This window comes from Roseburia sp. (genome assembly GCF_041325975.1).
Lineage (GTDB): Bacteria > Bacillota > Clostridia > Lachnospirales > Lachnospiraceae > Roseburia > Roseburia rectibacter.
The window spans coordinates 506131-527072 of the sequence record NZ_JBGLEJ010000004.1; the positions used below are offsets into that span (position 1 = coordinate 506131).

Sequence of the window (20942 nt, forward strand, 5' to 3'; positions counted from 1 at the left end):
ATCATTTGCAGGTTCCCGATTTTCTCAGAATTTTCCATCATATTTTTCCTCTCTTTGTAAATAATAGAATTAGGACATACAGTAATTCTTACTTGTAAATCCTAATACCAAACAGTAACTATTCTAAATAGTTACAACAAATAACAGACTAATTTACGGAGGTGAAATCCATGAGTGGATCTAACAATTCTGGTTCTAACACCAGCAAAATGGCTGTACCACAGGCAAAAGAAGCTATGAACCGTTTTAAACAGGAAGTAGCAAGCGAGATCGGTGTGCCGTTAAAAGAAGGTTACAACGGTGACCTTACTTCTGCACAGGCAGGAAGCATCGGCGGCGAGATGGTCAAAAAAATGATCATGAAACAGGAAGAGCAGATGTCAGGCAAGTAAAAAAACAACTTGCCGGAAGTAAAAATCAACTTCCCACAAGTAAAAAAACAATTTGCCGGAAGTAAAAAAGCCTCCACATCCATGGCGTGATGTGGAGACTTTTTCTATTTATTCACGATGATCTGTTCTGTGCCTGATGCCTGCGATCCGTTATTTTTCATTTGCACGGTACACAAGCCCCTGACGGACATGCTCTACTGTTTCATCATCGGTAAAGTAACGCACGATCTCAAATGCAAATGGAATCGCTGTTCCCATGCCGCGGCTTGTGATGATGTTGCCGTCTACTACGACCTCGTCCTCGCTGGTCATAGCACCGGTCAATTTTTCCTCAAATCCCGGATGACAGGTTGCATGCTTTCCTTCTAACAGTCCTGCTGCACCTAATACACTCGGAGCTGCACAGATCGCGGCAACTAACTTTCCTTCATCTGCGAACTTGCGGATCACCGCATTGACAGTTTCATTTTCCAGCAGATGTATAGTTCCCGGCATTCCACCCGGAAGCACGATTCCATCCAAATCCTCATATCCTGTTTCTTCTGCAAGTACATCTGCTAAAAAAGTAACTCCGTGGGAGCTTGTTACTTCTTTTTTCCCGGTGACAGAGATCATAACGATCTCCATTTTTGCACGACGCACAATATCAACTACGGTAAGTCCTTCAATTTCCTCACAGCCGTCTGCCATGAAAATTCCAATTTTACTCATAAATATTGCCTGCCTTTCTTTTATGTACGGTATCACATTCAGCTTAATAATTTAAATAAAGTATAACAAACTGTTTTTTTGTGGTCAATGGCTACCTGTTTTCTGCATGTATGCTCTTATTTATCTATAGTAATTAATTCCTTCAAATTATCTGGAAACTCCTTATGCATATCTTTTAAAAGTCCCTCCTTTTATCTCTGCTGTAACCATTCCGTACTTTTCCTGTGACTTACTTTTTTGTAATACTAATACTATCTTATATTTTCGTTTCATAAACTCATCTATATTTTTAGGAATTACCAATTAATTTAGAGTACTCATATGCAGCTCTATAAATTGCATCCAATAGTTCACTATCAGAAAGTCTTGAATTAACTGTCATTTTTCTCCTACGTAAAAAGGTCCTGCTTACGCAAGACCTTTATCTTTGTTAATACTGCTACTGGTTTATTTAGGTGCGTGCCACCCAATTGAAAGCCTTCCACTTTCATGCGAAATCAACTATTATATTTGTAAATATTTTTCTTTGTCTCTTTGTAACCTCTATCGAAATCTTCTTTTTTCTTACCTGCACAACTGGTATAATAATATACAGCGATGTTGTTTTCCTACATCCCTTTAAAATCATTTCACAAATAACAAAAAGGAGTTCTCTACCATGGAAATCGAACGCAAATATCTGGTAAAAACCTTACCTGACCACTTAGAACAGTATGCCTGTAAAGTGATCGAACAGGGCTACTTAAACACTAACCCGGTCGTGCGTATCCGCCGTTCCAATGACGATTATATTCTAACCTACAAAGGCAAGGGAATGATGGTGCGCGAAGAATGTAATCTGCCTTTGAGTGAGGAAGCATTTCTTCATCTGAAAGAAAAGATTGATGGCAGGCTGATCAAAAAGCGCCGCTATCTGATCCCGCTTGCACCAAAATACACGATCGAACTGGATGTATTTGAAGGAGATTTAGCCCCACTGCTGCTCGCAGAAGTAGAGTTTGAGACTGAAGAAGAAGCAAACAGCTTTACTCCCCCGGAATGGTTTGGGGAAGATGTAACATTCTCCGGCAAATATCATAACAGCCAGTTAAGCAGACTTTCCTGACACTTCGTTATCTGCATTTAAAATTGGTGTGGTAAAACAGCCACACCCATTTTTACTTTTTATATTTTTTTGCTGTCTTTGAGCAGTCTGTACAACGTCGGTGTAAAATGAAACTCCTCCATCATATTTTCCACTTCTGTGAGATAATTTTGTTTTACCGCACGCGGCACAACTTTCTTCTGTACTGCACGGATCAGAATATTCTTTGGCGTATGCGCAAAATCGACAAACTCTAAAAGCTGTGTTTTGTATCCGCATGCCTCTAACAGGTTTGCACGGATCGCATCGGTTGCAAGCGCTGAGAAACGCTCTTTAATGATGCCGTAACGTGTCAGCAGTGAGAACTGGTCTGTCTTTATCTGTCCGTTTAACTCATGCTGGCAGCATGGCACGGAAAAAATCATCTTTGCATTCCACTGCACGGCATTGTAAAGCGCATAATCTGTCGCTGTATCACAGGCATGCAATGTTACGACCATGTCTACCGGAAATGGTGTCTGATAGCCGTTAATATCACCTAATTCAAAATGCAGATTCTGATAGCCGTATTTTTCTGCTGCAAGGTTACAGTTTTTAATAACCTCATCTTTCAGATCAAGTCCAATGATCTGTACATTCATTTTTTTACTTCTGAAAAATAATAATACAGAATAAATGTCAGATAAGACTTTCCACAGCCAAAATCAATGATATTTAAGTGGTCATACGGATAATCACGCACTCCGTCCTCGATGATCTCAAGGAAACGATTGATCTGACGAAACTTATCGTACATGGTACGGACTACTTTTCCCTCTGCCGTAAAAACTCCCATATCAACCAGCGGCGGAATCACGGTTCCCTCTTCCAAAAGATATTTCTTTTTGCGGTTATGGAATTCCTGCGCTTTTGCGGCGCCCTCTGCCTGCTTCTTACAGCGGTAAGTCACTTTTCCTTTTTTCGAGATCAAAAGCATATATTCACTGTTGCCATCCCAGGCATTTAACTGTAAAAATTCACTGCCAACACGCTCTGACAAATAGCTCAAAAGTCTATCCGGCTCTATTTTTTCATGAAAAACCTGTTTCTGCGTATAGGCTGCTGCCTGATAACCGGACGATTTTTTTTCGATCTCGATCTTACGATATTTTGCAGCTTTGTCAGAGGGTTTGCTGACGATCATCTTGTAAACCTCCTGCTGCGTGATCTGTTGTAATTTTGATTTTAATTCTTCTGAAACCATGTAATCTCCATATTTCATGCGTATTGTTAATTCTCTGTCCTGTCACTCTGCCGCTCCTGCCTGATTTCAGGATCCACACATGAATCATCTAAGCCGTGTGCTCTCAAAACGCTGTCTGGTGCGGATACACTGTTTGAGCTGCTCATAACGATCATCGAGATCTCCTTCCGGGATCACAACGTCTAAAACAACTGCCATATTGTTGATCATTTTATCTGTAATGATATCGCGCATGGATATCAGGATATTATACTTTTCCTCAAAGGAATCCGCATCTAAAAACTCCATAAGTTTCGGTTCTACCTGCTCTTCTGTATCAGACGGAACACTTTTATTTTCCTGCGTGCCGGTATCTCCACTCTGATCCTGCACATCCTCTTTCTTCTCCCGCTCCACCAGCTCAAACCGGTATTTCTGCGTAACCTCCGGATATTTTTCGTGATCCACTTCACTGGTAAACATGGAGAGCGGTCTTGCGTACACGCCAAAATCTCCATATAACGCCTGGTAAATGACCAGTTTTTCTCCTGTTTCAGAATGTGTCGCAATCGTTACGATCTGATATAATTTATTTTTAAAATGGCGGTAGATCTCGCCACTTACCGGTATTCTTTCTGCCATACTGTTGCTGTCCTTTCTTTCGCCTTATGCCGTATGTACTTCTGTCAATCCCGCAATTTCGTCCGGCAGCTCAAAACGGTTTAACATCTCCACTCCTTCTGCCACAAAATCGCGTTCAAAACTCAGATTCGCCTGATATCCCATGATCATCAGATCATTGACCTGATCCATCAGGGAACATTCTTCCTCACACTCCCCATGTACCTTTTTCGGCGGTTCCCCTGTTTTTTCATAAAACTGTTCCCGCAGTTCGTCCGTCTGATTTTCATTGACGTTTAAATCTGCACGGCTTAAAATAGTATCTTTCCCGGGATTTGAAACAGGGCTCGCTGCCTGCGTGGACTTTGCCGCATTCGATGCAACCGTGCCATACTTCTGCTGCAGTCTCTGTTTTAATTCCTGCTGTCTTGCAGATAATTCTCTCTGCATCGCATTTGCCGCATCCGCAATAATATCCGGTCTTCCTGCATGACCACCATAAGAAACCTGTGTCTGTGGTACATTTTTTCTTCCTCCGCCAGGCTGATTCGGCACAGCCGCTTTCTTTTGCACTCCTTCTTTTTTCTTTTTATCACTGTAAATCCCTGCTGCAATGCCAATAATTATCACAATCAGACCAAACAAATCATCCATAACTTTTCATGCTCCTCTCCTCTTTAACTTCGTAAAAATGTTATATATACAAAGTTCACTATTCGTATTATAATATTTTAATATACGTTTCTCAACAAAATTTTACTCTTTGGAGGATATATGTTACCAAAAAAATTAAAGCGTCTCTCTGGCATGCAGTTGATCGCACTTGGTTTTCTTCTGCTTATCTTAGGCGGAACATGTCTTTTGATGCTTCCCTGCTCTTCCCGCACCGGTGAAATTACCCCTTTTATCACAGCACTTTTTACAGCAACAAGTGCCACCTGCGTCACCGGTCTTATTTTAGTCGATACCTATACCCACTGGTCCATCTTCGGGCAGCTTGTACTGCTGCTTTTAATTCAGATCGGCGGACTTGGCTTTATTACCATCGGCACTGCCGTCTCTTTAGTTTTGCGCCGGAAGATCGGTTTGAAAGAACGTGGCTGGATCAAGGAAAGTTTTAATGTTCTGGATATCGGCGGCGCAGTGCGCCTGATCAAACGCGTACTAAAAGGTACTGTATTATTCGAAGGCATCGGTGCATTGCTGTTATTTACCCGCTTTTATCCTAAAATGGGATTTTCGAATGGACTTTATTACAGCATTTTCCATTCCATATCAGCCTTTTGTAATGCCGGATTTGATATCATGGGAAAATATAAGCCGTATTCTTCTTTTACTGCCTATTATGACGATCCTGTGGTCAGCTTTACGCTGTGCGCCTTAATCCTGATTGGCGGCATCGGATTTATCGTCTGGAGTGATATCATTGACCACAAATGGCACTTTAAAAAATATGCCCTGCAGACCAAAATGGTCTTGAGTTTTTCGGCAGTTCTGGTATTTGGCGGAGCTTTACTGTTTTATTTGCTGGAACGAAATAATCTTTACGCCGATATGAGCACGACAGGCATCATCTGCAGTTCTTTTTTCAGTGTGATTACACCAAGAACAGCCGGTTTTAATACACTTGACATTGGTGCTTTCACGGAGGGCGGCAAACTGCTTACCATTATCCTGATGTTCATCGGAGGCGGTTCCGGTTCCACGGCGGGCGGCGTCAAAATGGCAACCATTTTTGTTCTGCTCCTGCATCTGCGCTCCACACTCTTAAGAACGACCGGGACAAATATTTTTGGCCGCAGGATCGAAGATGATACGATCACAAAAGCATCCGCCCTGCTTTGTACCTATCTGTTTGCCGGACTTGCCGCAACGCTCGCAATCTGCGGCATGCAGGGTTTCTCTGTCGGTGACACGCTTTTTGAAGTCATATCCGCAATCTGTACTGCGGGAATGACAGCCGGACTGACCAGTCAGCTTAATTTTATTTCACGACTTATTATCATTTTTCTGATGTATATCGGTCGCCTTGGAAGTCTTTCCTTTGCACTTTCTTTTACCGACCATAAAAAACTAACACATATCATGCAGCCGGTAGAACGCATCAACATCGGCTGAGAAAGGAATTTACTTATGAAATCAATTTTAATTATCGGACTCGGACGTTTCGGCACCCATTTATGTCAGGATCTCGCCAGACTAGACAATGAGATCATGATCGTTGACAAAGACGAAGCAAGCTTAGAAGACCTTCTTCCCCTTGTGGTCAGCGCTAAGATTGGCGACTGTACCAACGAAAAAGTCTTAAAAAGTCTTGGTGTCGGAAACTTTGATTACTGTTTTGTCTGTATTGGTGAAAATTTTCAGAGCAGTCTTGAGATTACAAGCCAGTTAAAAGATCTTGGGGCAAAATATGTTGTCAGCAAGGCCAACCGTGATATCCACGCAAAGTTCCTACTGCGCAACGGTGCGGATGAAGTGATTTATCCAGACCGTGATATTGCAGAAAAAGTCGCGGTTCGTTTTTCTGCAAATCAGGTCTTTGACTATGTGGAACTCGGAAATAATTTTTCCATTTATGAAATCGCCCCTCTGCCGGAGTGGATCGGTCATTCGATCAAAGACGTCAATGTCCGCGTCAAATATAATGCAAATATCATCGGCATCAAAGCTGAACACGGCATGAAACTGATGCCGAATGCAGAGTATGTGTTCCGTAAAGAAGAACATCTGATGATCATCGGGCATCAGCGGGATATGGAAAAGATTTTGAAGAAATTATAAGTTCATTTCTTTTTCATAAACGTCTGCTGCCTCTTCTAACAGTTTCCGGATTTCAAGATGCTGCGGGCACTGTGCCTCGCATTTTCCACATTTGATGCAGTCTCCGGCTTTACCGCTTCCGTCGATCTGCCAGCGGTAAGACCCCCGCGCCGCATCCGTCACTCCAAACTGTACACCCATGTTGTAGACTCCAAAAATATCCGGGATACGGATCTGTTTCGGACATCCCTCCACACAGTAACGGCAGTTGGTACAAGGAATCGTTGGAAGTTTTTCGAGTTCTTCCACCACCTTTCCGATTGCCTGCTGCTCTTTATCCGTGAGCGGCTGAAAATCTTTCATATAAGCCGTATTGTCCTGTAACTGCTTTAGATCGGACATTCCGCTTAACACCAGCATCACGTTCGGCAGTGATGCCGCATACCGGATCGCATAAGATGCATAGGAAGCATTTTCATCCAGTGCACTTAAGATCTTCGCCGGCTCTCCGACCATATTTGCTAACGTACCGCCCTTGACAGGCTCCATCACGATCACAGGTACTCCATGCTTTTCTGCCACCTCATAACATTTGCGTGACTGCACGTTCTCAGACTCCCAGTCATAATAATTGATCTGAAGCTGCACAAACTCCATCTCCGGATGATTTGTCAGAATCTCATCCAACACATCTGCCTTATCGTGGAAAGAAAATCCGATATGCCGGATCTTTCCCTCCGCTTTCATGCTCTGTACAAACTGAAATCCGCCTAAGTTCTCCGCCTCTTTGACCCGGTCTTTATTCATGGCATGTAAAAGATAAAAGTCAAAATACTCTACCTGGCATTTTTTTAGCTGTTCCTCGAAATACTTTCCGTAGTCAGTGTACTCTTTGACCAGCCATACCGGCATCTTGCTCGCAAGGAAAAAACGATCCCTCGCATACCGTTGTACCAGACAGCGTCCGACTGCTTCCTCGGATCTGCCATTGTGATATGGATATGCGGTGTCAAAGTACTTAAATCCCTGTTCGAGGTAGGAATCGATCATCTCGCAGAACGCTGCGTCGTTGATATTTTCTGTGCTGCCGTCGGTTACCGGGAGACGCATGCAGCCGAATCCCAGTTTCTTTGGCATTTCTTTAGTTAACTCGCTCATTTGTGTGTGCCCCTTTCTTTTGGGTTGTTATAATAAAACATAAAGTCTTGGGCGAAACTCTTCTGCAGGTTGTGGTGGTCGTTGTATGGCGGGCACCTGTTTAACGAAGGCACGCTCTCGCTGCGTGTCGCTCGTAGCGGATACTAAGCGACCAAAATACGGTCGCTAAGTACCGACGGCTCCCCAGCACCTTCTTATAAACAGGTGCCCGCCGCACAACTACGCTACGTTCTTGAGAGTTTCGCGTTGGCAAACCTTTCTTTTTATTATAACAACCTAAAGGAAAGCTGTATAGTATTCTTTTTCATGCAGGTACGCAGGCGGTCAGCACGACTCGCTCTACAACTCCCCGTGGGCGGCCGGCAAGGCGACGCCCACACCCCGGCGTGAGATGCTGGGTTTGACGGCTGGGAGGGGCGGGTGGCGGGGGCTTTCGGCTGGGGTGACTTTGGAAGGGAATTAGAAAATCTTAGTGCCCCTGCCAACACACCGCACCAGCCGGCAAACCCAGCCACCCCACTCCCACAAAAAAAGCAGAGCCATCCACGCCCTGCTTTTCCTTTCCCGCACCCTAACTCTGGTACACCTTAATAAAATTCTTCACAACTTCCACCAGCTTTTCATATCCCATGGAAGTCGTATCCAGACAGAAATCATAGTTTCTCGCATCATACCAGTCATTCCCGGTATAATATTTATAATAATCCGCACGGTGCTTATCGATCTTTTCGATCTTCTTCTCCGCATCCCGCTCGGTGATTCCGTCATGCTCCATTACACGGACGATACAATCTTCCTTCGGTGCAAAGAAAAACAGGCGGAGCACATTCGGATCATCCTTTAACACATAATCCGCACATCTTCCGATAATGATACAGGACTCTTCCTCTGCAAGCTCACGGATCACTTTTGCCTGATAATTAAACAGATTGTCATCCGATACAAAATCTGCGCTCTCCGGCGGAATCACACCGCCCTTATACGGATTTTTGCGTGCAATACGAAACAAAGGTGATTTCTTTAATTTTTCATCGGTCTGTCCGAAAAGCGCCTCATTGATGCCGCTGTCATCGGATGCCATTCTTAAAATCTCTCTGTCGTAGCAATTAATTCCAAGTTCTTCTGCGAGCAGCTTACCCAGCGTACGTCCGCCGCTGCCGTAACTTCTTGCGATTGTAATCACTGTTTTTTTCATTGCTGCATCCCCCTATTCTCCAAGATATGCTTTCTTGATCGATTCGTTATTCATCATTTCCTTTGCATCACCAGAGAGAACGATATTGCCGGTCTCCAGTACATATGCACGGTCAGCAATGGATAACGCTTTCTTTGCATTCTGCTCTACTAAAAGAACCGTTGTTCCACCTGCAGAGATCTCACGGATAATGTGGAAAATCTCCTCCACGAGGATCGGAGAAAGTCCCATGGACGGCTCATCCATCAGGATGATTTTCGGCTTTGACATCAGCGCACGACCCATGGCAAGCATCTGCTGCTCACCACCGCTTAAGGTTCCTGCAAGCTGGTTTTTACGCTCTTCCAGTCGTGGGAAACTCTCATATACTTTCGCTAAAGTCTCTGCGATCTCCTGTTTATCTTTTCTGGTGTATGCACCCAGTTTTAAGTTCTCATATACGGATAACTCTGCAAATACACGACGTCCCTCCGGCACATGCGCCATTCCCATGGATACGATCTTGTGTCCCGGAATCTTTGAGATATCACATCCCTCAAAAATGATCTCACCTGCTGCCGGGCTTAACATACCTGTAATCGTCTGTAATGTTGTTGTCTTTCCGGCACCGTTTGCACCGATCAGCGCAATGACTTCACCCTCATTGACCTCAAAGGAGATTCCCTTGATTGCCTGGATCACGCCATAGTATACTTCCAGATTTTTTACTTCAAGCATTGCCATAACTTAAAATCTCCTTTCCTATTCTCCAAGATATGCCTTGATGACCTGCGGATCATTCAATACTTCCGTCGTTTTACCCTCTGCTAAAACCTGTCCGAAGTTTAATACAGTAAGTTTCTCACAGATACCGGATACCAGTTTCATATCATGCTCGATCAAAAGCACTGTCATATCAAATTCATCCCTTACAAAATGAATTGTCTCCATCAGCTCTTTTGTCTCGTTCGGGTTCATACCGGCAGCCGGCTCATCTAAAAGCAGAAGTTTTGGATTCGTTGCAAGTGCTCTTGCGATCTCAAGTTTTCTCTGTTTACCATAAGGGAGATTGGACGCAAGAAAATCTGCTTCTTTTTCAAGATCAAATACTTTTAAAAGTTCCATTGCTTTCTCATTCATCTCTTTTTCTGCCTGATGGTATTTTGGCAGACGTAAGATTCCTGTCAGCGTAGAATATGTGATCTGATTATGCAGACCGATCTTTACATTATCAAGCACTGACTGGTCTTTAAACAGACGGATATTCTGGAATGTACGGGCGATTCCTGCTTTGTTGATATCGATGGTCTTTTTCCCTGTGATATCAACTCCGTCTAATGTGATAGATCCGTCATTTGGTGTATACACACCGGTTAACATATTAAATACAGTTGTCTTTCCGGCACCGTTCGGCCCGATCAGTCCGTATAACTGTCCTTTTTCAATCGAAATATGAAATCCGTCTACTGCACGCAGACCGCCAAAGGAGATACCAAGATTTTTTACTTCCAATAAACTCATGTTACAGTACTCCTTTCTTTGTGTTCTTTTTCAGTTTTGCAGCTACACGCTGTCTGAACTCAATACATTTCGGTGCCCAGTTAAAGAGCATCATTGCGATCAGTACGATGGAATAAATCAGCATACGATAATCGGAGAGTCCACGCAGTACCTCCGGCAGCAATGTCAGGATCACAGCCGCAATGATAGAACCGCGGAAACTTCCCATTCCACCTAATACAACAAATACAAGGATCATGATCGACATGTTGTAACCAAAGTTTGCAGGTGTTGCTGTAACGGTTGACAGGTTGTGTGCATATAAAACACCGCCGGCTCCTGCGATCGCTGCGGAGATCGTAAATGCCATCAGTTTAAATTTTGTAATGTTAATACCAACCGATTCAGCTGCAATACGGTTATCACGGATCGCCATGATGGCACGTCCGCTTCTGGAATTTACCAGATGATATACAATGAAAAGACAGATCAGAATCATAATCACGCCGGCGGTAAAGCTGGATAAGTGCGGAATCTTTGCAATTCCTTTTGCACCATTGATCAGCCACTCTCCTTCATCGGAAAGTTTGATTGCATTTCCGTTTGAAATTGCAAAATGAAAACCGTCCGTATCTTTTGCAATGTAAAGCACATTGATCACGTTTTTGATGATCTCCCCAAACGCCAGTGTTACAATGGCAAGATAGTCACCTCTTAAACGCAGTACCGGAATACCGATCAGAAATCCGAAAAACGCTGCTGCCGCTGTTCCGATGATCAAAACAGTGATGAATAAAATGATCTGGTTTGGGATCACATTCTGTAAAAGTTTTGTTGCAAATGCACTTGAAAAAGCACCGACACACATAAATCCTGCATGTCCGATACTGAGTTCCCCTAAATACCCCACGCACAGATTTAATCCGATCGCAACAATGGAATAAGTGCACATCGGCACTAAAAGTCCCTGCATCAGGGAGGACAACACTCCGGCTGCGATCAGTATCTGGACGATGAGATAGGCCACAATTACCATCGCAAAGGTAATCAGATGGTCTAATGTACTTTTTTTCATTGATTTTACATTTAATTTTGACATATCATTACTCCAATCTGACCTTATACTTTTTCATGAATCTGTTTTCCAAGAATACCGGTCGGCTTTACAAGCAGCACAATGATAAGCACTGCAAACACGATTGCATCTGACAACTGGGATGAAATATAAGCACGTCCTAAAATCTCAATGATACCAAGTAAAATACCACCGATCAACGCACCAGGGATAGAGCCGATTCCACCGAATACTGCTGCTGTAAACGCTTTGATACCAGGCATGGAACCTGTATAAGGAGTTAGTGTAGGGTATGCAGAGCAGAACAGCACACCTGCGATCGCTGCAAGTCCAGAACCGATCGCAAATGTCAGGGAAATGGTTGCGTTAACATTTACTCCCATCAGCTGTGCCGCATCTTTATCTTCCGAAACAGCAAGCATAGCCTGTCCGGCTTTTGTTTTTTTGATAAATAACATCAGACCTGCCATAATGATGACACATGCAAGAACCGTCACGATCGTGGTTCCTGAAATTGTAAGGCTGCCGCCTGCAAGTTTTAAAGATGGCAGTGTTACAACATTGGTAAAAGACTTTGTGTCCGCACCAAACAATAACAGTGCTGCATTCTGTAAAAAGTAGCTGACACCGATCGCTGTGATAAGTACGGCAAGAGGAGTAGCCCGGCGCAATGGCTTGTAAGCAATTTTTTCAATGACGATACCAAGAACCGTACAAACAATAACGGATAAAACAACCGCTACAAGCGGCGGCCATCCCTGACCGTTCATGGCTAAAAACACCACGTAACAGCCGATCATGATAACATCTCCATGTGCAAAGTTCAACATCTTTGCGATACCGTATACCATGGTATATCCCAGTGCAATGATCGCATAGACGCTTCCAAGACTGATACCATTGATCAGGTAAGATAAGAAATTCATAACAATCCTCCATTCTTACTTTATAACGTTAATACATTGATTTTTTTATTATACCATTTGAAATACTTGTATACAATCTTTTTGTTTCAAAAAACGCCACAATGTGACGTTTAAAAACATTCTGTCATAAGTACAAAAGGGGCTGACTGCGACAACTTTGTCTGCAAACAACCCCTTTCTTTCCTTATAAAATAGCTATTTATTTTTTATTTCATTTACATTGCTGCGTAAGCACCATCTTTGATCACTACTGCCTTCGGAGCCTTGCTGACCTCTCCGGTTGCCTGCCATGTCATTCCATCTCCTGTCAATCCATCTACAGAGATAGATGTCATTGCTCCGGTTAATGCAGTGCCCAGATCAGAAGCACTCATATCCGGTGTTGCACCTGCCTGCTCGATAGCTGCTTTGATAACATAGATTGCATCGTAAGCATCTGCTGCGAACTGGTTTGGAACATCGCCATATTTCTCTTTGTATGTGGAAACAAATGCTTTTGTTTTCTCATCATCTGCATCTGCAGCGAATGGAGTTAATAACATAACACCTTCCGCTAAAGATGTATCAAAGTTCTCAACACCAAGGATTCCGTCCATACCATCAACACCGAAGAAAGCCGGCTCATAACCCATACCGTTTGCCTGAGTTAAAATGATAGATGCCTCTGTATAGTAAATCGGTAAGAATACTAAGTCAGCGCCTGCAGACTGTGCTTTCTGAAGCTGTGTGGAAAAATCTGTCTTGGAATCTGCTGTAAACGCTTCCTCAGCTACTACTTCAAGTCCTTTGTTCTGTGCTTCTTCCACGAAAGTAGCTTCGATACCGGAAGAATATACACTCGAACTGTCATAGATGACTGCAAGTTTTGTTCCTAAATTGTTCTCAGCAATGTACTGTGCAGAAGCTGTACCCTGGTTCGGGTCTGTAAAGCATGCCTGGAATACATTATCGTTTGTGATAACATCTGTGGATGATGCGGATGGTGTAATCTCAAACATACCATCTTCTGCTGTCTTGTCTGCAACTGCTACACAAGGTGTTGTTGTAACAGTTCCCATCAGGATCTGCATACCCCAGTCTTTTAATGAGTTATATGCATTGACGGATTTCTCTGCATCGTTCTGATCATCCTCTGCTTTGAATGCAAGCTGATATCCGTTTGCACCGCCAGCTGCATTGATCTCATCCACTGCCATCTGTGCTGCATTCATAACTGCGTTTCCGTAAATTGCTGCATCACCGGTTGTCGGTCCGATGCTTCCGATCTTAAATACAGAACCGTCTGTTGCACTGCTGTCCGTACCTGCAGATGCATTGCCTGTTGATGTGTTTCCTGCTGCATTGCCACCACAGCCTGCCAGACAACTTACTGCCAGCGCTGCTGTTAAAAACATACATACCGCTTTTTTCATAATAGCCTCCATTCCTGCCCATTTTTCAGGGCATCACAAGTTTGTGTTCAAACACAAATCTTGTGTGTGAAAAATGTAATTTTTCACACTTTTTCCTCCATTCATCTTCCGCACCTTATATTGTCATGATATTTCATACATTTGCGAAAGCTCTCAAACTTGTTGTTGCAATAATAGCAAAAATATACACTTTGCACAATATTCAGATTCACCTAAATTCTTGATGGATTTTAATCATAATTATACAAAGTGACGTTTTCCATAACTATTAGTTATGTATATTATGAACTGTACGAATAAAATCTGAAATTTCATCTTTTAACCCTGCGGATTCAATATGTTGCGCATAGCAGTCTGTAAAATTTTCTTTCAGATAATCTGCCAAAAACTGATTGCGCTGCCCATTCTCCATATCAGCAAGTGCTTCTTTATCTCCATGCTTCAGATAATACGCAAGTGCAAAAAAATCGGGGGCATCCCAGCCTGCTGCGTCCTTTAATACTGCCTGTATATTCTCCAGTTCACTGCGCAGCATAAGTGTGCTGATCTTTGCATCCGGTGTACCAAATTCTGCAGATGCAGTTTTTAAACACTGTACCGTCGATCCATAATCCGGGTCATCCTCCCTGATAGAACACATATGATATACGTGATCCAGATCCACGATCAGGGAATCCAGGCTCTTTTTTGCATCACGTTCCGGTTCCTCTGTCATCTCATCCAGTAAAAGTTCAATCTTGCGCTGCGCACGCTCCAGATGTTCTCTTGATGTTTTATAGTCTGTCTGAAGTCTCTCCCCAAGTTCCTGTGCCTCTGTAATTATTTTTACCAGCTCACCTGCGGCTCCTTTTTCCATGCCGGTTCCAAGTAATTTACTCTTCCAGTCTTTTTCCCTGCTGCGCTGTTCCTTTTGTTTCCTTTTTTGCTCACTGTCCCCAAATAACATTTCACGCTCCTCCTTAACCCCGTACAATTTCCGACACACTGCCCTATATAGAATACTCTGCCGGAATTTTTCTAATGCTGACGTTTATCCATATCAATGCAGCAGAAAATAACCTGCCACCAGGATAATGCCAAGCACCAAAATAGCAACCGGTATAAACGTGATAAATGCCGCAATGATCATCGCAAGCATATCCCCCTTTTCTAATTCGGGGCGTTCCAGCTCCTCATACGGTTCTCCTGCATCTTTCCTGCGTTCTTCCTCCGCCGCATCACTGCTCTCATGCAACTTCTTCATTGCTCCATCTATTTTTCTCTGAAATAACATATAATCTCCATTTCTACTAAAAGTACTTATTTGTAAAGATACTGCTGCAAAACAAATCACAGCCAGCCGCTTATAAAATAAGAGCCGGCTCTTACCAAAAAACACTATGTTTCCAGTTTAAGCCAGCTCTTATCATCTGTCAAATTGTATCTATTTTATTTTCTGCTGTTTACGCGGTCGGACAACATCTGCCGGTTTCGCACTCAATCAATATATTTATTTTTCTTCCGGCACGCCTAATTTATGATGACATGCTACAAAATGTCCCGGTTCTACCTCTTCGAACTGCGGAGTCACATTCTTGCAGATCTCTGTGCAGTAACGACATCTCGTATGGAACTTACATCCCTTTGGCGGGTTGATCGGACTTGGGATATCTCCCTCAAGAATGATCGTCTCTTTCTTACCATCTACATCCGTGGTTGGAATCGCAGAAAGTAATGCCTCTGTATATGGGTGGTACGGATGTGCAAACAGATGCTCCGTATCAGAAAGCTCCATCATATTTCCCAGGTACATAACACCGATCCTGTCACTGATATATTTGATGACAGAAAGGTCATGTGAAATAAACAGGTATGTTAAATTATTCTGCTCTTTTAAGTCTAACAGCAGGTTAATGATCTGTGACTGAATGGAAACATCCAGTGCAGATACTGCCTCATCACAGACAACAAACTTCGGATTTACTGCAAGTGAACGCGCAATACCGATTCGCTGTCTCTGTCCACCGGAGAACTGATGCGGATAACGATGAATAAAATAGGACGCAAGTCCACACTTCTCCATGATCTCCATGATATAATCCTGCATCTTCGGATCACCTTTTTTGAAGATATTGTGAGCCATCAATCCCTCTCCGATGATCTGACCTACCGTCATACGCGGATTTAAGGATGAATACGGATCCTGGAAGATCAACTGAAGATCACGGCGCAGATAACGCATCTCTGCATCCGTTAAGTTTGCAAGATTGATACCGTCATCCTTCTGTGCCTCATATTTATCAAATGCTTCATCTTTTTTGCAGTTGTCACGGATCTTATCGATCTCTGCAAGCTCAGCCTGTACTTTTTTCTGAAGCTCTGGAATTTTTTTCTTTATTTCCTCTGCTTTTGCGGATTTTCCGTTTTTCTCAAAATCCTCTGCCTGTGCATTGATCTTACGGATTTCTTTCATGGCAAGATATTCTGCAAGATAATGACGGCCTGCCTCTGCAAGTGCAGACTCATCTAACGTATAGAGTCCGCCGATCAAAGCAGTGATATCCAAAAGATCGTTGTTTGCCTCACTCTCCATCTCGGCAAGGTGCTGTCCGGCTGCCTTCTTGGCGATCTTTTCTTCCTCACTGCCCTCTGGCATTTTAGCGTAGTCTGCCTCTAACTTTCTTACCTTGTCTAAAAGCTCCTCGCATTTTTTCTTCTTATCTGGAAGATTCTTAAAAATCTCCTCAACATATTTCAAGTCAAAATCTTCTACGGTACGTCCGTAATATACGGTACGTCCGCCAGTCTGACGGTAAAGCTGTAACAGTGTACGTCCGAATGTAGATTTTCCACATCCACTCTCACCAACCAGACCGAAAGTCTCGCCCTCATAAATATTTAAACTGATTCCATCATTTGCCTTTACAAATGACTGCGGTTTTCCCATCTTCTTTTTTCCGATCGGGAAATACTGTTTTAAATTCGAAACACGCAGTAATACCTTGTTCTCGTCACTCATTAGTTTCTTTCCCCTTTCTTCGGATAAAAGCAGCGTACCATATGTCCCGGTTCTACCTCGTTCAGTTCCGGTTCCATTTCACGGCACTTGTCTGTTGCATATTTGCAGCGCGGTGCAAATTTACATCCCTTCGGAAGATCAAGCGGATGCGGTACGGCACCCGGAATTGCCTCTAAACGGATTCCGGTCGGTGTATCAAGACGTGGGATAGAGTAAAGCAGTCCTTCCGTATACGGATGCAGATAGGAGTTATCCCCAAAAATGCTGCGCACCGGAGCTTTTTCCACAACCTGACCACAGTACATAACAGCGACATCGTCTGCCATCTCGTTGATAACACCAAGATCATGTGTGATAAAGAGAATGGATGTTCCTTTCTCTTTCTTTAAATCATTCATCAGCTTTAAGATCTGCGCCTGGATCGTTACATCAAGAGCCGTCGTCGGCTCATCAGCGATCAGTAGTTTTGGGCGGCAGGCAAGTGCCATGGCAATCATGACACGCTGGCGCATACCACCGGAAAGCTGATGCGGATACTGTTTGGCAACCGCTTCCGGATTCGGGATTCGTACATCCTTTAACATCTCAACCACTTTCTCGGCTGCCTCTTTTTTATTCATTCCCTGATGAATGATAAACGGCTCGGAAAGCTGACGCTCTACGGTAAAAATCGGGTTTAAGCTGGTCATCGGCTCCTGGAAAATAACAGAGATCTCATTTCCACGGATCTTACACATATCTTTTACCGATACATCTGCAAGATTTTTACCATCAAAAATGATCTCGCCGCTGTCGATATAGCCGTTGCCGTCTAATAATTTTAAAATACTCATGGCGGAAACACTCTTGCCGCTTCCGCTCTCACCTACAACACCAAGTGTCTTTCCCGGTTCTACCGAATAAGAAACACCGTTTACTGCCTTGACAATACCCTTTTTCGTTTTAAAGAAGGTATGCAGGTCATGAATCTCTAATAAAGCCATTTTGTGTCTCCTCCTTTAACGCTCATTTGATTTCGGGTCGATGGCATCACGCAGACCGTCGCCGACCATATTGATACAGATTACACAGATACCTAACATGATAGCCGGGAATACCCATCTCCACCAGTAGTTCTGGATAACAACGGAACTTACGCAGCCGTTTAACATATTTCCCCAGGTAGGACGCGGCAGTTTTACACCGAATCCTAAGAAGGATAACGTAGACTCTGTCAGCATACAATATGCAAAATCAAGCGTTGCGGATACGATGATAACCGAAATAACATTCGGGATAATATGCTTAAATACGATCACAGAACGTTTTACACCCATCGCATTTGCGGCAGTTACAAACTCCTGCTCACGCTCGGCAAGCACCTGTGCACGGACAAGTCTTGCAAGGCTCGGCCAGCTTAATATACCGAGTATCACCATGATCAGGGCAATTCTTGCGCTCTCTGTCATACTGTTTCCGATGATAGATGTCAAAATCATCGCCATCGGAAGGAACGGCAGACATGCAACGATCTCTGTGATACGCTGTAACACGATATCAACCCAGCCTCCGAAGAAACCGGACACACCACCAATGATGATACCGATGATCGTGGAAATGATAACGGAGATTGCACCGATCGTCATAGTCATACGTCCACCATTTAAGATACGGGTAAATACATCACGTCCAAGCTCATCGCTTCCGAGCAGATAACCTTTTAATCCCCAGGTTACTACATCGCCGGATTTGGTCACTGCATAATTCTGGTAAGTACCGCCATAGATAGCAGTCACATCTTTTGCTGCTTTTGGAACATCTGTCTGGTGTTTTGCATTGCTTCCCCAGGAGTAAACAGTTCCTTTATCTGTCAGTGTTGTAATATGATATCTTCCGGCAAACATGGAAACGATCTCTCCATCCATTTCCGGAATCTCTTTCTCACTCTTGTTGGCTTTTCCCCAGATTCTAAGAGAGCCATCCTCTAACAATGCCACACAGGCATCGGAGGTTGTCACGATATCTTTCGCTTTTCCAAGATCTTCCGGAATATTGGAGATATCGGATTTCTGGCTTCCTAAATGTCTGATCTCGCCATCATCTGTAAGCGCCATTAAAGTTGTATTTGCTACAGAGATCTTTGCAATGTGGCTGTTACCGTTTCTTCTGGTCAGACGCACATCATTTAAGTTTTCATTTCCCCATGCGATGACTTCGCCGCCTTCGGTTAAAACATAAGAAATCTGATAACCGGCTGCGATCTGTTTGATCTTCTCATGCTTTACTTCCATCGGAACCTGACACTGTCCCATACGGTCACTACCCCAGATGAAAAGCTCCCCATCTTCATTGAGTGCCATGACATGGTCAAATCCTGCAGATACAGATACCACTTTTCCCATTTCTTTCTGTTTTGGCATCTTCTTTGCAATATCGATCTTGTTACTGATCTTTGTGTAGCCCCAGACATAGACTTTACCATCATTGTCAACGCCTACACTGAATGTCGCACCTGTAGAAATCTCTTTTACATTTCCTTTCAAACCGTCCGGTACTTTCATCATATTCAGTCCCGGAGCCACGTTGATCTGTGTCTCTTCTTTTTCACTTAAGTCGATCGGATTAAAAATTGGTCCGATTAAAACGATCAAAAAGATAACTAAAAATACGATCAAGCCGCCAAACGCAAGTCTGTTTGAGGTGAAATTCCTCACAACCGTACGGAGCGGACTCTGAAGCGCTTCTTCCTGTAATACATCGAGTTCTTTATCCCTTTTTCCAAAAAGGTGTTTGAGCATCTTCATGTTTTTCGTTCCTCCTACTTATCAATACGTACACGCGGATCTACCAGACCATAGCTTAAGTCTGTGATCAGGTTACTGAGCAGTGTGATGATACAGTAGAGCATATTTACTGCAAGTGCCATATCGTAATCCTGATTCATAAGTCCGACATAATACATTTTACCGATACCATTCAACTGGAAAATCTGTTCAATAACGATAGATCCCATGAAAATACTCATGAACCAGCTGATGATCAGTGTGATAACCGGAAGAAGTGCATTTCTCCATGCATGGGAATAAATAACGACTTTTTCCTTTAAACCTTTTGCTCTTGCAGTACGGATATAATCCATACGGAGTGCATCGATCATTGCTGCACGGACATAACGTGTCATGCTTCCCAAAGCTGCAACCGTCATAACGATGACCGGAAGTGCCAGATAATGGAGACGGTCAAGCACGAATGCCATTCCGGTTCCCTGGAAGTTCGGCGTATTCATACCACTGATTGGGAACCAGCCGAGCTTTACGGCAAATATGAAAATAAATACCAGAGCAATTATATATTGAGGCATACTATAGCCGACAATTGTCAGCACCTGTACCGTATTGTCAAATTTAGAAAATTTCTTGACCGCACAGTGAATACCGAGCGGTATTGTGATCGCTAACGCGAGTATCGTGGATACGATATTGATCTGTATCGTGTTTAACAATGGTGTCGAGAGACAGTCTTTCACATCTTTTTTGTAGAAGGAAGAATATCCAAGATCGCCCTTTAATAAATTTCCCATCCATTTTACATAGCGGACCGGAATCGGATCATCTAATCCTAATTTTTCTCTTGCTTCCTGATAGCGGAGCTGGAATGTCTCATCGGAGACTTTACCTCTTAAGTTCTGCACCTGATTAAGAGCACGGTCACCAGGTACGTTATTAAACAGTACAAAAAGGATAATGGATACTACAAAGAATACCCCTATCATATATAAAATTCTTTTCCCAACGTACTTTAACATAATTTAACCAACCTTCATTTGATTTTTCTTCTTCGTTTCCTTAGGAACAAAATCCTGACATGCCCCTTTGATCCCATTCCAAAAGAAACGATCAAAGAATTTGCCGGAATATATACCGCACG

General features: G+C 43.3%; 22 protein-coding genes. 4 read left to right on the forward strand and 18 right to left on the reverse strand.

Annotated features, from left to right (window positions below; translation table 11 throughout):
* The first annotated feature begins 170 nt into the window (after nt 1-170).
* Entirely contained in the window at nt 171-392 is a 222-nt protein-coding gene (locus ACDD58_RS05630; protein WP_015559764.1) for an alpha/beta-type small acid-soluble spore protein, read from the forward strand.
* Between the two features lie 150 nt (nt 393-542).
* Here the strand turns inward: ACDD58_RS05630 and ACDD58_RS05635 are convergent, their stop codons facing one another.
* Nucleotides 543-1103 (reverse strand): DJ-1 family glyoxalase III, encoded by a 561-nt coding sequence (locus ACDD58_RS05635; RefSeq protein WP_370776327.1) that lies wholly within the window; start codon nt 1101-1103, stop codon nt 543-545.
* 658 nt (nt 1104-1761) lie between these two features.
* Between ACDD58_RS05635 and ACDD58_RS05640 the strand changes: the two genes are divergently transcribed.
* Nucleotides 1762-2208 (forward strand): CYTH domain-containing protein, encoded by a 447-nt coding sequence (locus ACDD58_RS05640; protein ID WP_370776330.1) that lies wholly within the window; start codon nt 1762-1764, stop codon nt 2206-2208.
* Between the two features lie 59 nt (nt 2209-2267).
* On the opposite strand, the gene ACDD58_RS05645 is transcribed toward ACDD58_RS05640, so the two are convergent.
* The 4 genes from ACDD58_RS05645 to ACDD58_RS05660 form a co-directional block, all read right to left on the reverse strand.
* Complete coding sequence (locus ACDD58_RS05645) at nt 2268-2828, reverse strand: SAM-dependent methyltransferase (RefSeq protein WP_370776332.1); 561 nt, start codon at nt 2826-2828, stop codon at nt 2268-2270.
* Nucleotides 2825-3430: a methyltransferase gene (locus ACDD58_RS05650; protein WP_370776334.1), complete on the reverse strand. Its 606-nt coding sequence runs from the start codon at nt 3428-3430 to the stop codon at nt 2825-2827. The genes ACDD58_RS05645 and ACDD58_RS05650 overlap by 4 nt, the downstream gene beginning before the upstream one ends.
* Nucleotides 3431-3514: 84 nt before the next feature.
* The gene (locus ACDD58_RS05655) at nt 3515-4051 is read right to left on the reverse strand and encodes a DUF1653 domain-containing protein (RefSeq protein WP_117921007.1); all 537 of its coding nucleotides are present in this window, start codon (nt 4049-4051) and stop codon (nt 3515-3517) included.
* 24 nt (nt 4052-4075) lie between these two features.
* Nucleotides 4076-4684 (reverse strand): hypothetical protein, encoded by a 609-nt coding sequence (locus ACDD58_RS05660; RefSeq protein WP_117921008.1) that lies wholly within the window; start codon nt 4682-4684, stop codon nt 4076-4078.
* A 120-nt stretch (nt 4685-4804) separates the two neighbouring features.
* Between ACDD58_RS05660 and ACDD58_RS05665 the strand changes: the two genes are divergently transcribed.
* Both ACDD58_RS05665 and ACDD58_RS05670 read left to right on the forward strand, forming a co-directional pair.
* On the forward strand, nt 4805-6148 hold the full coding sequence (locus tag ACDD58_RS05665) for a TrkH family potassium uptake protein (protein ID WP_370776339.1): 1344 nt from the start codon (nt 4805-4807) through the stop codon (nt 6146-6148).
* A gap of 15 nt (nt 6149-6163) precedes the next feature.
* Nucleotides 6164-6814, forward strand: a complete 651-nt coding sequence (locus ACDD58_RS05670; protein ID WP_186900112.1) for a TrkA family potassium uptake protein — start codon at nt 6164-6166, stop codon at nt 6812-6814.
* On the opposite strand, the gene ACDD58_RS05675 is transcribed toward ACDD58_RS05670, so the two are convergent.
* The 13 genes from ACDD58_RS05675 to ACDD58_RS05735 form a co-directional block, all read right to left on the reverse strand.
* Nucleotides 6809-7951, reverse strand: coding sequence for an aldo/keto reductase (locus tag ACDD58_RS05675; RefSeq protein ID WP_370776340.1), 1143 nt, complete (start codon nt 7949-7951; stop codon nt 6809-6811). The genes ACDD58_RS05670 and ACDD58_RS05675 overlap by 6 nt on opposite strands.
* Nucleotides 7952-8522: 571 nt before the next feature.
* Nucleotides 8523-9146, reverse strand: a complete 624-nt coding sequence (locus ACDD58_RS05680; RefSeq protein WP_370776343.1) for an AAA family ATPase — start codon at nt 9144-9146, stop codon at nt 8523-8525.
* Between the two features lie 12 nt (nt 9147-9158).
* Nucleotides 9159-9869 carry an ABC transporter ATP-binding protein gene (locus ACDD58_RS05685; protein WP_118210172.1) on the reverse strand — a complete coding sequence of 237 codons (711 nt, stop codon included), beginning with the start codon at nt 9867-9869 and terminating at the stop codon, nt 9159-9161.
* Nucleotides 9870-9887: 18 nt separating this feature from the next.
* Nucleotides 9888-10646 (reverse strand): ABC transporter ATP-binding protein, encoded by a 759-nt coding sequence (locus ACDD58_RS05690; protein ID WP_117921015.1) that lies wholly within the window; start codon nt 10644-10646, stop codon nt 9888-9890.
* 1 nt (nt 10647) lies between these two features.
* Complete coding sequence (locus ACDD58_RS05695) at nt 10648-11724, reverse strand: branched-chain amino acid ABC transporter permease (RefSeq protein ID WP_370776346.1); 1077 nt, start codon at nt 11722-11724, stop codon at nt 10648-10650.
* Between the two features lie 20 nt (nt 11725-11744).
* On the reverse strand, nt 11745-12626 hold the full coding sequence (locus tag ACDD58_RS05700) for a branched-chain amino acid ABC transporter permease (protein ID WP_117921017.1): 882 nt from the start codon (nt 12624-12626) through the stop codon (nt 11745-11747).
* A 215-nt stretch (nt 12627-12841) separates the two neighbouring features.
* The gene (locus tag ACDD58_RS05705) at nt 12842-14038 is read right to left on the reverse strand and encodes an ABC transporter substrate-binding protein (protein ID WP_370776350.1); all 1197 of its coding nucleotides are present in this window, start codon (nt 14036-14038) and stop codon (nt 12842-12844) included.
* 268 nt (nt 14039-14306) lie between these two features.
* Complete coding sequence (locus tag ACDD58_RS05710) at nt 14307-14984, reverse strand: hypothetical protein (RefSeq protein WP_118210173.1); 678 nt, start codon at nt 14982-14984, stop codon at nt 14307-14309.
* Nucleotides 14985-15077: 93 nt separating this feature from the next.
* Complete coding sequence (locus ACDD58_RS05715; RefSeq protein ID WP_118210174.1) at nt 15078-15311, reverse strand: hypothetical protein; 234 nt, start codon at nt 15309-15311, stop codon at nt 15078-15080.
* Nucleotides 15312-15527: 216 nt separating this feature from the next.
* A complete protein-coding gene (locus tag ACDD58_RS05720; protein ID WP_370776353.1) occupies nt 15528-17036 on the reverse strand; it encodes an oligopeptide/dipeptide ABC transporter ATP-binding protein in 1509 nt (502 codons plus the stop codon).
* Nucleotides 17036-18019, reverse strand: a complete 984-nt coding sequence (locus tag ACDD58_RS05725) for an ABC transporter ATP-binding protein (protein ID WP_006855937.1) — start codon at nt 18017-18019, stop codon at nt 17036-17038. The genes ACDD58_RS05720 and ACDD58_RS05725 overlap by 1 nt, the downstream gene beginning before the upstream one ends.
* 15 nt (nt 18020-18034) lie before the next feature.
* The gene (locus tag ACDD58_RS05730; protein WP_117921022.1) at nt 18035-19819 is read right to left on the reverse strand and encodes an ABC transporter permease subunit; all 1785 of its coding nucleotides are present in this window, start codon (nt 19817-19819) and stop codon (nt 18035-18037) included.
* A gap of 14 nt (nt 19820-19833) precedes the next feature.
* On the reverse strand, nt 19834-20820 hold the full coding sequence (locus tag ACDD58_RS05735) for an ABC transporter permease (RefSeq protein ID WP_117921023.1): 987 nt from the start codon (nt 20818-20820) through the stop codon (nt 19834-19836).
* Nucleotides 20821-20942 lie beyond the last annotated feature (122 nt).

Coding starts and splice junctions, on each gene's coding strand:
- ACDD58_RS05680 (WP_370776343.1), bottom strand. CDS start 9,146: ATGAAAAAAACAGTGATTACAATCGCAAGAAGTTACGGCAGCGGCGGA.
- ACDD58_RS05660 (WP_117921008.1), bottom strand. CDS start 4,684: ATGGATGATTTGTTTGGTCTGATTGTGATAATTATTGGCATTGCAGCA.
- ACDD58_RS05730 (WP_117921022.1), bottom strand. CDS start 19,819: ATGAAGATGCTCAAACACCTTTTTGGAAAAAGGGATAAAGAACTCGAT.
- ACDD58_RS05645 (WP_370776332.1), bottom strand. CDS start 2,828: ATGAATGTACAGATCATTGGACTTGATCTGAAAGATGAGGTTATTAAA.
- ACDD58_RS05720 (WP_370776353.1), bottom strand. CDS start 17,036: ATGAGTGACGAGAACAAGGTATTACTGCGTGTTTCGAATTTAAAACAG.
- ACDD58_RS05705 (WP_370776350.1), bottom strand. CDS start 14,038: ATGAAAAAAGCGGTATGTATGTTTTTAACAGCAGCGCTGGCAGTAAGT.
- ACDD58_RS05715 (WP_118210174.1), bottom strand. CDS start 15,311: ATGTTATTTCAGAGAAAAATAGATGGAGCAATGAAGAAGTTGCATGAG.
- ACDD58_RS05735 (WP_117921023.1), bottom strand. CDS start 20,820: ATGTTAAAGTACGTTGGGAAAAGAATTTTATATATGATAGGGGTATTC.
- ACDD58_RS05650 (WP_370776334.1), bottom strand. CDS start 3,430: ATGGTTTCAGAAGAATTAAAATCAAAATTACAACAGATCACGCAGCAG.
- ACDD58_RS05710 (WP_118210173.1), bottom strand. CDS start 14,984: ATGTTATTTGGGGACAGTGAGCAAAAAAGGAAACAAAAGGAACAGCGC.
- ACDD58_RS05655 (WP_117921007.1), bottom strand. CDS start 4,051: ATGGCAGAAAGAATACCGGTAAGTGGCGAGATCTACCGCCATTTTAAA.
- ACDD58_RS05725 (WP_006855937.1), bottom strand. CDS start 18,019: ATGGCTTTATTAGAGATTCATGACCTGCATACCTTCTTTAAAACGAAA.
- ACDD58_RS05690 (WP_117921015.1), bottom strand. CDS start 10,646: ATGAGTTTATTGGAAGTAAAAAATCTTGGTATCTCCTTTGGCGGTCTG.
- ACDD58_RS05630 (WP_015559764.1), top strand. CDS start 171: ATGAGTGGATCTAACAATTCTGGTTCTAACACCAGCAAAATGGCTGTA.
- ACDD58_RS05640 (WP_370776330.1), top strand. CDS start 1,762: ATGGAAATCGAACGCAAATATCTGGTAAAAACCTTACCTGACCACTTA.
- ACDD58_RS05675 (WP_370776340.1), bottom strand. CDS start 7,951: ATGAGCGAGTTAACTAAAGAAATGCCAAAGAAACTGGGATTCGGCTGC.
- ACDD58_RS05695 (WP_370776346.1), bottom strand. CDS start 11,724: ATGTCAAAATTAAATGTAAAATCAATGAAAAAAAGTACATTAGACCAT.
- ACDD58_RS05700 (WP_117921017.1), bottom strand. CDS start 12,626: ATGAATTTCTTATCTTACCTGATCAATGGTATCAGTCTTGGAAGCGTC.
- ACDD58_RS05685 (WP_118210172.1), bottom strand. CDS start 9,869: ATGGCAATGCTTGAAGTAAAAAATCTGGAAGTATACTATGGCGTGATC.
- ACDD58_RS05665 (WP_370776339.1), top strand. CDS start 4,805: ATGTTACCAAAAAAATTAAAGCGTCTCTCTGGCATGCAGTTGATCGCA.
- ACDD58_RS05670 (WP_186900112.1), top strand. CDS start 6,164: ATGAAATCAATTTTAATTATCGGACTCGGACGTTTCGGCACCCATTTA.
- ACDD58_RS05635 (WP_370776327.1), bottom strand. CDS start 1,103: ATGAGTAAAATTGGAATTTTCATGGCAGACGGCTGTGAGGAAATTGAA.